At 58.2% G+C, this 11668-nt stretch carries 8 protein-coding genes; 2 read left to right on the top strand and 6 right to left on the bottom strand.

From position 1 onward, the window contains the following. Positions 1-29 precede the first annotated feature (29 nt). The 6 genes from ACL2XQ_RS06755 to serC form a co-directional block, all read right to left on the bottom strand. A complete protein-coding gene (locus tag ACL2XQ_RS06755) occupies positions 30-2348 on the bottom strand; it encodes a ComEC family protein (protein WP_413740504.1) in 2319 nt (772 codons plus the stop codon). Between the two features lie 252 nt (positions 2349-2600). Further along, complete coding sequence (gene ihfB, locus ACL2XQ_RS06750; protein ID WP_331120830.1) at positions 2601-2888, bottom strand: integration host factor subunit beta; 288 nt, start codon at positions 2886-2888, stop codon at positions 2601-2603. Positions 2889-2981: 93 nt separating this feature from the next. Next, positions 2982-4664 (bottom strand): 30S ribosomal protein S1, encoded by a 1683-nt coding sequence (gene rpsA, locus ACL2XQ_RS06745; RefSeq protein WP_410015901.1) that lies wholly within the window; start codon positions 4662-4664, stop codon positions 2982-2984. A 111-nt stretch (positions 4665-4775) separates the two neighbouring features. Continuing rightward, on the bottom strand, positions 4776-5459 hold the full coding sequence (cmk, locus tag ACL2XQ_RS06740; RefSeq protein ID WP_410015902.1) for a (d)CMP kinase: 684 nt from the start codon (positions 5457-5459) through the stop codon (positions 4776-4778). Positions 5460-5641: 182 nt separating this feature from the next. Further along, on the bottom strand, positions 5642-6931 hold the full coding sequence (aroA, locus tag ACL2XQ_RS06735) for a 3-phosphoshikimate 1-carboxyvinyltransferase (protein WP_413728739.1): 1290 nt from the start codon (positions 6929-6931) through the stop codon (positions 5642-5644). Between the two features lie 243 nt (positions 6932-7174). Beyond that, positions 7175-8260, bottom strand: a complete 1086-nt coding sequence (gene serC, locus ACL2XQ_RS06730; RefSeq protein ID WP_413740169.1) for a 3-phosphoserine/phosphohydroxythreonine transaminase — start codon at positions 8258-8260, stop codon at positions 7175-7177. 247 nt (positions 8261-8507) lie between these two features. Here serC and ycaO point away from each other — a divergent pair, with 247 nt between their 5' ends. Beyond that, the gene (ycaO, locus tag ACL2XQ_RS06725) at positions 8508-10271 is read left to right on the top strand and encodes a 30S ribosomal protein S12 methylthiotransferase accessory factor YcaO (RefSeq protein WP_413740168.1); all 1764 of its coding nucleotides are present in this window, start codon (positions 8508-8510) and stop codon (positions 10269-10271) included. A 528-nt stretch (positions 10272-10799) separates the two neighbouring features. After that, positions 10800-11657, top strand: a complete 858-nt coding sequence (gene focA, locus ACL2XQ_RS06720) for a formate transporter FocA (protein ID WP_410015906.1) — start codon at positions 10800-10802, stop codon at positions 11655-11657. Positions 11658-11668: the final 11 nt, after the last annotated feature.

Here is an 11668-nt window from a genome sequence, read left to right as displayed (position 1 = left end):
CCAGCGCTGAGTCTAAATAGCCGACCATTCTACTCATTATCGGCGTGGACGCCAAACCACTGGTGATACCAACGTGGCATAATTTGCTCCCGATATCCTTTTATCACCCAATTATTGTCATAAAAATGAATACTGACCTGACCTGAGCGGGCGGTATCATGCCAGGCGATGCCTTCCTGCCGGTAACGCTCCCTGATGAGCGGCGCGGGCAGGCGCCAGGGATTGAAGCGCGCCGCCGACGCCAGCGCCGCCGCTGGACGCACCGCGCGTAAAAAGGCCCGGGTGGACGAGGTTTTGCTGCCGTGGTGGGGGATCTGGAGAATATCGGCGCGCAGCCGGCCGCGGGCGGTCCTGAGCAAGGCCCGCTCGGCCGGCGCCTCGATATCGCCGGTTAACAGCACGCTGAACGCGCCGTCCTCTATTTTGATCACGCAGGAATCATCATTGCCGGCTTTTTTAACCTGCGCCGGCGGCCACAGGACGCTGAACGTCAGTCCCTGCCATTGCCAGCGCTGTCCCACGACGCAGGGAAGATGGCCATTGCCGCGGTAAGAGCTGGCGACCGGCACCCCCGGGAACGCCCGTTTGAGGGTGCCGAGCCCGCCGATATGATCCTGATGGCTGTGGCTGAGGTAAATACCTTCCGGCGACAGGCCGCGCCAGGCCAGATAAGGCAGGATTTCCGCTTTGCCGATATCGCCGCCGCGCCAGCCGGCGCCGGTATCATATATCAGCGCTTTACCATGGCGCTCCACCACTACCGCCAGCCCGTGGCCGACGTCCAGCATATCCAACCGCCAGCGAGGCCGATCCGCCCTGTCGCGCGGCGCCAGCAGCAGCGCGCCGAGCACCAGCATATTGAGTCGATAGGTGCGCCACCAGCCGAAACGCCAGATAATCACCGCCAGCCAGCCGCCGATGCTCCACAGGATGCCGGTTTCCGGCAAATCCCGCCACCCACGCTGTAGCGGCGCCAGCGGCATAAAGACCAGCGTCAGCGATTGGTCGGCCAGATACCACAGCAGACGGCTCAGCGGCGGCAGCATGCCCAGGCAGATTGCCGCCAGGATCAGGGGCGTGGTGATAAACGACACCAGCGGCACCGCCCACAGGTTGGCAGGCAGCGACAGCGGATTAACGCCGTGGAATAATCCCCATTGCAGCGGCAGCAGCAACAGGGTCATGCCGGCCTGCAAATGTATCCAGCGCAGCCAGGCCCAGCGCAGCCCGGACTGGAAACGCGCCGGCAGCGGCGCCCACTGAAACCAGAAAATCAGCGCCGCCACCGCCAGGCATGACAGCCACAGGCTGCTTGACAGCACGCTAAGCGGGTCGGTAACCACTATCAGCGCCACGCACCACAGCCAAACCTGCCAGGCCCCGCAGCACACGCCGCGCATACGCAGCAGGAGCCATAGCGTCAGCGCCAGCAGCGCGCGGATGGCCGGAAAATTCACGCCGGAAATCCATACATACCCCGCCGCGGCCAGCCAGCCGATCGCCAGCGGCATCACCGGGCCGACCCAGCGCCCGGGCAGGACAAACTGGCCGCCGCGCGCCAGCAGCCAGCCAAACAGGGCCGCCAGTGAAATATGCAGGCCGGATATGGCCATCAGATGTGCGGTGCCGGTTTGCTGTAACAGCAGGCGTAGATCCTCCGGCATGCCCCGGCTTTCGCCAAACCCCAGCGCCAGTAAAATGGACGGCCAGCGCAGATCGGCGAACCGGGCGGCGGCGTTGTCGATAAGCCTTTGCCGCAAGCCGCAGCGGGCGTCTTCCACTTTGGCTTTGACGACCCGGCCCACCAGCGGTTGATGATTGGCGACGGCCCAGCGCTGGCTGTCAAAACCGCCCTGATTGAGCCGGCTATGCTGGGGACGCAGCTTCAGCATCATTTTCCACTGCTGCCCGGCACACCAGCGCTCCGGCAGCGACGCCCAGCTGATGGCGGCATGGACCGGAGGAAACACCCGTTTGCCCCCGGCCTGGGTTATTTTAATCACCGCGCCCGCGCGCGGGTTATGCCCATGATGGATACTGACGATATGGGCGCGCACGATAGCCCTGGGTTGGGATAATAGCGCCGTCTGCTCCAGTAATTGTATGGCGCAAAAACCGCTCCAGGCGAACGCGGCCAGAAATACCGCCGCTAAACGGCACCCTGGCGCGGGAAATAACAGCAAGACCCAGGCGGCCAGCGCAACGCCATGCAGCGCGGTGGGGGCCGGCAATACGGGTAAAAAGCCCAAGGGCACTATGCCGGCTATGGCGCAAAACGCCATATGGTTAACGGATAACGGCATCAGTAATAGGGTCCGGCAATCATCGGCGTGCCATCCTGGCGACATGACAGTGACGCCGAGTATTGTCCATGCCATCGGTCGCCGCCATCAGGGGTATGCGATAAGGCGATGCCGCTTCAGGACAATAAGATAGCCTTAACAGCCGGGCGCGCCAGGCTGCGCGCAAGCGCGCATTTGCCCTGGCGCAACCGGCGGCGCTTTTTTCACCGCCGCTGACGTCCAGGCATAAAAAAAGACACCCGAAGGTGTCTTGTTTGCGGCTGGCTTACAACGCCGGTGGGTCAACGCCCGCAGGCATTATGAGCCATAAATATTGGCGCGGTCGCGCAGCTCTTTGCCGGGCTTGAAATGGGGGACATATTTGCCTTCCAGTTCAACCTTATCCCCGGTTTTAGGGTTGCGTCCGACACGCGGTGCACGGTAGTGAAGTGAAAAACTGCCGAAACCACGGATTTCAATGCGCTCACCGCCGGCGAGGGTGGTCGCCATATGTTCGAGCATCTCTTTCACAGCATCCTCGACGATTTTTGCCGGGATATGAGCGTGCTGTCCAGCAAGTCTTTCAATAAGTTCAGACTTGGTCATAGTTCCTCCAAGTGCGCATTCCAGCGGATAAAGCAGGAACACGACCCAACTTAGCTACCGTCCAGGAGCGGCCGTCTCGCCGCTCCCCCATTATTATTCGCCTTTAGCTGCCTTGAACGCTTCAGCCATTGCACTGGAGAAATTGCTTGTATCTTCCTGCTTGTTGGTGCTGTTCACAGTGGCGATAGCATCTTTCTCATCAGCTTCATCCTTAGCACGAACGGACAGGCTGACAACGCGGTTTTTACGATCAACGCCGGTGAATTTAGCTTCAACGTCGTCGCCCACGTTCAGGACCAGGGTAGCGTCTTCAATGCGGTCACGCGATGCTTCGGAAGCACGCAGGTAACCTTCAACGCCGCCAGCTAATTCAACTGTAGCACCTTTAGCGTCAACTGCAGTGACTTTACCGGTAACAATGGTACCTTTCTTGTTCAAAGACAGGTAGTTATTAAACGGATCTTCAGCCAGTTGCTTCACGCCCAGTGAAATACGTTCGCGTTCTGCGTCAACCTGCAGGACCACGGCCGCGATTTCGTCGCCTTTCTTGTATTCGCGCACGGCTTCTTCGCCGGCAACATTCCAGGAGATGTCGGACAGATGAACCAGGCCGTCGATGCCGCCGTCCAGGCCGATGAAGATACCAAAGTCAGTGATTGACTTGATCTTGCCTTCGACGCGGTCACCCTTATTATGGGTTTCGGCGAACTGCTGCCATGGGTTGGCTTTGCACTGCTTGAGGCCCAGGGAGATACGGCGACGTTCTTCGTCGATATCCAGAACCATGACTTCAACCACGTCGCCCACGTTAACAACCTTGGACGGATGGATGTTTTTGTTGGTCCAATCCATTTCGGAAACGTGAACCAGGCCTTCGACGCCTTCTTCGATTTCAACGAAGCAGCCGTAATCGGTCAGGTTGGTCACGCGGCCGGTGAGGCGGGTGCCTTCCGGGTAACGTTTGGCGATAGCCACCCAAGGATCTTCGCCGAGCTGTTTCAGGCCCAGGGAAACACGGGTACGTTCACGGTCGAATTTCAGGACCTTAACGGTGATTTCATCGCCGACATTGACGATTTCGCTCGGATGCTTAACACGCTTCCAGGCCATATCGGTAATATGCAGCAAGCCATCGACGCCGCCCAGATCGACAAACGCGCCATAGTCGGTAAGGTTCTTGACGATACCCTTAACTTCCATGCCTTCCTGCAGGTTTTCCAGCAGCTGATCGCGTTCCGCACTGTTTTCGGACTCGATCACCGCGCGACGGGAAACCACCACGTTGTTACGTTTCTGGTCCAGCTTGATAACTTTAAACTCAAGCTCTTTGCCTTCCAGATGCAGGGTATCGCGTACCGGACGCACGTCAACCAACGAACCCGGCAGGAACGCACGGATGCCGTTCAGTTCGACGGTGAAACCGCCCTTCACTTTGCCGTTGATGATGCCGGTAACGGTCGCGGCTTCTTCGTAGGCTTTTTCCAGCATCAACCAGGCTTCATGGCGCTTGGCTTTTTCGCGAGACAGCAGGGTCTCACCGAAACCGTCTTCCACCGCGTCAAGCGCGACGTCGACCTGATCGCCAACCTTGATTTCCAGCTCGCCCTGAGCATTTTTAAACTGCTCGATAGGAATAGCGGATTCGGATTTCAGACCGGCGTCAACCAGTACGACATCTTTATCGATGGAAACAACGGTACCGCGCACGATGGAACCGGGACGGGTTTCGATTTCTTTCAGGGATTCTTCAAAGAGTTGAGCAAAAGATTCTGTCATATTTGATAATCTTCAGGTGTTTTTGATTAACGTCCATCCGGCATCCTGCTCGATGGGGTTGTTTTACACGCCCTATTGCCAGTCCCTGCAACGGGGTAGTTGTTTCCAAGGCTACGACAACGCCAGTATACGCCGTGAATGCGCCAATGCCTGAGCTATCACTTCATCGATAGTCATGCGGGTGGAATCCAGTACCAGAGCATCTGATGCCGGAACCAGCGGCGCCACCGGGCGGTTCCTGTCGCGTTCGTCCCTTTCCTTTATCTCGGATAAAAGGCGTTCAAAGTTAACACTAAAGCCCTTTTCCTGCAACTGCCGCATGCGGCGGTGCGCTCTTTCTTCCGAGGACGCGTCGAGAAAAATCTTCACCGGCGCCTCGGCAAACACCACGGTGCCCATATCCCGGCCGTCGGCAATCAGGCCCGGCGCCTCGCGGAATGCCCGCTGCCGACGCAGCAGGGCCTCGCGCACCCGGGGAAACGCGGCAATCTTGGAGGCGGTATTGCCCACCTCTTCGTTACGGATTTCACCGCTGACATCCTCGCCCTCGAGGATGATTTCCAGCTCGCCCGCCTGTACCTTGAAGCGTACGTCGAGATGCGCCGCCAGCGGCACCAGCGCTTCCTCCGCGTTGATATCGACCTGGTGGTGCAACGCCGCCAGGGCCAGGACGCGGTAAATGGCCCCCGAATCCAGCAGATGCCACCCTAATGCTTCCGCCAATGCTTTACACAGCGTGCCTTTCCCTGCACCGCTCGGTCCGTCGATGGTGATCACCGGGACTACTGCTGTCATTGTTTTCTCCTCTCAGCGGTTTGATTCTGGTTCCATAAATAATGAATTTACTATGATGCATTATACGCATCATAAGGAATAACGGTTACCCTTCGGCGTCAGGATCGTGAAATTAAGACACCGCGCGCGCGTTTTCATTCACCGGCGCGCCGCACGGCCGGTGAATAAACGGGAAAAGCGGGTTACGCCAGGGTGCTGATGGCGGCCAGCTGGCGGAAATAATCGGGGAAGGTTTTATTGGTGCACTTCGGATCGCGGATAGTCACCGGGGTATCGGACAACGCCACCAGGGAGAAGCACATCGCCATACGGTGATCGTTATAGGTGTCGATCGCGGCGGATATCAGCCTGGCCGGCGGCGTGATGGCGATATAGTCCTCGCCCTCCACCACGCCGGCGCCCACTTTGCGCAGCTCGGTGGCCATGGCCGCCAGCCGGTCGGTTTCCTTGACGCGCCAGTTGTAGATATTGCGCAGGGTGGTGGTGCCGCCGTCGGCGAACAGGGCGGTGGTGGCGATGGTCATGGCGGCGTCGGGAATATGGTTCATGTCCATATCGATGGCGTGCAGCCCGCCCCGGCGGCATTCGATAAAATCATCGCCCCAGCGGATGGTGGCGCCCATGCGCTCCAGCACATCGGCGAAGCGGATATCGCCCTGCACGCTGTTTTTGCCGATACCGGTAACCCGCACCGTGCCGCCGCGGATGGCCGCCGCCGCCAGGAAATAAGACGCGGACGAGGCATCGCCCTCCACCAGATACTCGCCCGGCGAGCTATACCTCTGGCCGCCTTGCAGGTAAAACACCCGGTAGTCGTCATGGCGCGCCTGTATGCCAAAGGTTTTCATCAACGCCAGGGTGATATCAATATACGGCTTGGAAACCAGCTCGCCTTTGATGCGGATGGTGGTATCCCCGGCGGCCAGCGGCGCCGTCATCAGCAGGGCGGTGAGAAACTGGCTGGACACGCTGCCGTCGACGGTAATATCGCCGCCGCGAAAACCGCCGCGCAAACGCAACGGCGGGTAATTTTCCTGCTCCAGGTAATCCACCTCCGCGCCGCCCTGGCGCAGGGCATCCACCAGATGACCGATGGGACGCTCTTTCATGCGCGGCTCGCCGGTCAGGGTAATGTCATGCCGGCCCAGGCATAGCACGGCTGCCAGGGGCCGCATGGCGGTGCCGGCGTTGCCGAGAAACAGCGACAGCGGCGCCGGCGCGGTCAGGGCCTGCCCCCGGCCATCGATCTCGCATGTCCTGCGATCGTCGCTTAACCGGCAGACGACCCCGAGCGCGGCCAGGGCATCGAGCATATGGCGCACATCGTCGCTGTCGAGCAGATTGGTCAGGCGGGTGGTGCCGTCGGCCAGCGCCGCCAGCAACAGCGCCCGGTTCGAAACGCTTTTCGAGCCGGGAAGATTAATGGTGCCATCGACAAGTGCCACCGGTTGTAGGGTCAGGGATTCCAGCATGTGAAGCGCGTTCTCCAGCAAAAACAAAAACTCAGGCGATTGTAAACCCGCACAACAGCGTGAAGCGGGGGTAATAGGCAAGGAGGGCAAAGCGCGGCGCGCCGGGAACGCCTTAAAATAACGCACAGGCGTTGACCCGCAGGGCGGCTCTCACGGATGAGAGCCGCAACGGCGCGCCGGAGTTTCCAAGGCGGTATTTACCGCGGCTTAACGACCCGGCCCATCCTGCCCGTCAGTACGGAGTTAGCCATGGCGCCGGGCGAATCCATCCATAAAGGACACCAGCGCCTCGACGCCCGCCAGGGGCATGGCATTATACAGGGAAGCGCGCATCCCGCCCACGACGCGATGGCCTTTCAGCGCGTGCAGCCCCGCCGCGACGGATTCATCCAGGAACAGTTTATCCAGCGCCGCATCCGCCAGTAAAAAGGGCACGTTCATGCGCGAACGGTTGGCCGGGGCGACATCGTTGCGGTAGAAATCGCTTTGGTCGATGTAATGATACAATGTATCCGCCTTGGCCTGGTTGCGTTTGTCCATTTCCACCAGTCCGCCCTGCGCCTTCAGCCATTTAAATACCAGGCCGGACAGGTACCAGGCAAAGGTGGGCGGCGTATTGAACATGGAGTCATTCTCCGCCAGCACCTTATAATCCAGCACCGACGGCAGCTCGCGCCGCGCCTTGCCCAGCAGGTCGTCACGCACAATCACCAGCGTCAGGCCCGCCGGGCCGATATTCTTCTGCGCGCCGGCATAGATCACGCCAAAACGGCTGACATCCAGGGGACGGGACAAAATAGTGGAGGAATAATCGGCGACGACCACTTTATCGCCGAAATCAGGCAATTCATCAATCGCCAGGCCGTCGATGGTTTCGTTCGGACAGTAATGCACGTAGGCGCCGTCGGCGGATAAGTTCCATTCGCGCATGGGCTTGATCGCGCGCAGGCCGTCAATCCGTGTTTTGACGTCGATAACCTTCGGGTCACAATATTTCTGCGCTTCGCTTATGGCGCTGTGCGCCCAGTAGCCGCCGTCGATATAGTCGGCGCTGGCGCTGTCGCCCAACAGATTGAGCGGCACCGCGGCAAACTGAGCCCGCGCGCCGCCGTGGCAGAACAGCACCTTATAATGGTCCGGAATACTCAGCAGCTCGCGTAGATCCTGTTCGGACTCCTGGGCCACCTCGATAAATTCCTTACTGCGATGGCTTATCTCCATCACCGACGTACCCAGACCGTGCCAGTTGCACAGTTCCTGCTCCGCGCGCCGCAAGACTTCCACCGGTATCATTGCCGGACCGGCGCTAAAATTAAACACCTGATTCATTTCCATCCACCACGTTGGCCAAAAAATTCGTTAATACTCATTCTATCGTTTTTATCACTCGCATCGGGGCGTCGCAACGGTTATTGCTTATCGGGCGTAATTTCAGCGCCGCCACCCGCACCCGGTCTTAACGGCGCCAGGGCGGATAAAACTGGCCGCTGCCGCGCTCACGATCGGGGGAATACATGGAGGCACGGCAGAAAACACCGTATTATGCGCCTTTCAAGACAATAAAAAGAGAACCTGCATGTCACAAACATTTATTCCCGGTAAAGACGCCGCCCTAGAAGACTCCATCGCCCGCTTTTACCAGCAGCTCGGCGCGCTGGGATTTAATATCGAAGAGGCTTCCTGGCTCAATCCCGTGCCGCACGTGTGGTCGGTGCATATCCGCGATCGCGACTGTCCGCTGTGTTTTACCAACGGTAAGGGCGCCAGTAAAAAAGCCGCCCTGGCGTCGGCGCTGGGCGAATATTTCGAGCGATTGTCCACCAACTATTTTTTTGCCGATTTTTATCTCGGCGCCAGTATTGCCAATGGCGGGTTCGTGCATTATCCCAACGAGAAATGGTTCGCGCTGCCCGCCGATGGCCGTTTGCCGTCGGGTATCCTCGACGATGGCCTGCGGGCATTTTACGATCCGCAGCAGGAACTGACCGCGCCCGCGCTGGTCGACCTGCAATCAGGCAATGCCGCGCGCGGCATCTGCGCCCTGCCGTTTGAGCGTCAGTCCGACCGGCAAACGGTGTATATCCCGGTGAACATCATCGGCAACCTGTATGTCTCCAACGGCATGTCGGCGGGCAATACCGCCAATGAAGCCCGGGTGCAGGCATTGTCGGAAGTGTTCGAGCGCCATATAAAGAACCGGATTATCGCCGAGTCCATAAGCCTGCCGGCTATCCCGCCGGCGGTAATGGCCCGCTATCCCGGCGTGATCGAGGCCATCGCCCGCCTGGAAGAGGAGGGCTTCCCGATTTTCGCCTATGACGCGTCGCTGGGCGGGCTGTATCCGGTGATGTGCGTGGTATTGTTTAATCCCGCCAACGGCACCTGCTTTGCCTCGTTTGGCGCGCATCCGGACTTCGGCGTGGCGCTGGAACGCACGGTAACCGAATTGTTGCAGGGCCGCAGCCTGAAAGACCTGGATGTGTTCACGCCGCCGACCTTTGACGACGAGGAAGTGGCGGAGCAGACCAATCTGGAAACCCATTTTATCGACTCCAGCGGCCTGATTTCCTGGGATCTGTTTAAGCAGGATGCTGATTACGACTTTGCCGACTGGGACTTCAGCGGCAGCACCGGGGACGAATTCACCACCCTGATGGCCATTTTCCAGCGCCTGCACGCCGAAGTCTATATCGCCGATTACGAGCATCTGGATGTGTATGCCTGCCGCATCCTGGTGCCCGGGATGTCGGATATCTATCCGGTTGAAGACTTGCTGTTGGCCAATAACACCATGGCCGCCCATCTGCGCGCCACCCTGACCAGCCTGCCCGGCAGCCGCTGGCCGAAGCAGCGCTACCTGGCGCTGATAGAGCAACTGGACGACGAAGGGCTGGACGACTTCACCCGCGTCCGGGAACTGCTGGGGCTGGCGACCGGCAGGGATAACGGCTGGTTTACCCTGCGCGTGGGCGAGCTGAAGGTGATGCTGGCGCTGGCGGGCGGCGACCTGGAGCAGGCGCTGATGTGGACCGAATGGACCAGGGACTTCAATGCATCGGTTTTTACGCCGGAACGCGAAAATTTTTACCGCTGCCTGCATAGCCTGCTGTTGCTGACCCAGGAACCGGACCGCGAGCTGGGGCAGTATGTTGCCGCTTTTGCGCGCATGTACGGCCAGGCCACGCTTGAGCGCGCGCAGGCGGCGCTTAAGGGCGAAAACTGTTTTTACGGCTTATTCGATATCGACAGCGACCTGCACGCCCTGCCCACCCACCGCGCCCTGCTTGCCGCCTATGAAAAGCTGCAGGCGGCCAAACGCCGCTATTGGCGCCCGGCATAAGGTTACGCCGGCGCGCCGCTGCAAACCGCCGATCCGCCGCGCCGGGACGGTGAACATCCCGGCATCACATGCACGACCGTCGGGCACCGCGCCCGGCGGCCATGACGACGGCCCGCCGTGCCCGTGGGCCACAAGATAACCCTGCATTTTTTGTGCCTTGCGCGTATAGTAGAGCCATAAATAGGAAGCCGCGATGAAGATAACCGCGCGATTATTGACGTTTCCTTTTTAGCGTCATTGTTTCAGGAAAGTAAAATCCGGCAAAATAATAGGTCCGGATGAAACAAATTACCCACATTAATGGCTATTCCATAACGCGTCAAAATGTACAAAAAATGTGGTCTTCAAATCTTTATGTAATAATTAAAATTTATTTTTTCTTTATTTATCAAATATTTGAAATAAATGAGACGTCTTATCTTGCCTGTCAAGGGGGATTAAGTTTGGGCCATTATGATCTATATCAATTTTTGCTCTATACTCGTTTGTTAGAATTAGGTCGTTAATTAATCCAACGAGAGAGTTTGTGTGAAGTCTGACAACCCTTTTGACCTGAAATTACCCGATGCCATGGCGAAAGTTGCTGAAGAGGCGGGCGTCTATAAAGCAACCAAGCAACCGTCAAAAACGTTTTTTCTGGCCATTACCGCCGGCGTTTTTATTTCCATAGCCTTCGCGTTTTATATTACAGCTACCACCGGTGCCGGCACCATGCCTTACGGCATCTCCAAGCTTATCGGCGGTATATGCTTTTCGTTGGGATTAATGTTGGTGGTGGTTTGCGGCGCCGACCTGTTCACCTCCACGGTGCTCATCATGGTGGCGAAAGCCAGCGGACGCATCACCTGGGGACAGCTGGTTCGCAACTGGATCAACGTCTACATCGGCAACCTGTTCGGCGCGTTGTTTTTCGTCGCCCTGATTTGGTTCTCCGGTGAGCATATGGTGGCAAACGGCGCGTGGGGCCTTAACGTTTTGCAAACCGCCGATCATAAAATGCACCATACTTTTATCGAAGCGGTATGTCTGGGGATCCTGGCTAATCTGATGGTCTGCCTGGCGGTGTGGATGAGTTATTCCGGCCGCAGCCTGACGGATAAAATGTTCGCCATGATTTTCCCGGTCGCGATGTTCGTTGCCAGCGGTTTTGAGCATAGCATCGCCAATATGTTTATGATCCCGCTGGGCATCGTTATCAAGAATTTCGCAGCGCCGGAATTCTGGCAGGCCGTTGGGATGGCACCAGAACAGTTTTCACACCTGACCATTAGCAACTTTATCATCGATAATCTGATACCGGTTACCATCGGCAACATTATCGGCGGGGGGTTACTGGTAGGGTTGACGTACTGGATGATTTATCTGCGCGGTGGGAACAAGCATTAACCTGTTTGTCT

It is taken from the genome of Sodalis sp. RH14, from assembly GCF_047324285.1.
Lineage (GTDB): Bacteria > Pseudomonadota > Gammaproteobacteria > Enterobacterales > Enterobacteriaceae > Acerihabitans.
Note: the sequence above shows the minus strand (reverse complement) of the source record. Positions and strands in the feature narration are given on the sequence as shown.

Bases quoted from the DNA above. Each gene is read 5' to 3' on its own strand.
- ACL2XQ_RS06755 (WP_413740504.1), bottom strand. From the start codon at position 2,348: ATGTCGCCAGGATGGCACGCCGATGATTGCCGGACCCTATTACTGATG.
- ihfB (WP_331120830.1), bottom strand. From the start codon at position 2,888: ATGACCAAGTCTGAACTTATTGAAAGACTTGCTGGACAGCACGCTCAT.
- rpsA (WP_410015901.1), bottom strand. From the start codon at position 4,664: ATGACAGAATCTTTTGCTCAACTCTTTGAAGAATCCCTGAAAGAAATC.
- cmk (WP_410015902.1), bottom strand. From the start codon at position 5,459: ATGACAGCAGTAGTCCCGGTGATCACCATCGACGGACCGAGCGGTGCA.
- aroA (WP_413728739.1), bottom strand. From the start codon at position 6,931: ATGCTGGAATCCCTGACCCTACAACCGGTGGCACTTGTCGATGGCACC.
- serC (WP_413740169.1), bottom strand. From the start codon at position 8,260: ATGAATCAGGTGTTTAATTTTAGCGCCGGTCCGGCAATGATACCGGTG.
- ycaO (WP_413740168.1), top strand. From the start codon at position 8,508: ATGTCACAAACATTTATTCCCGGTAAAGACGCCGCCCTAGAAGACTCC.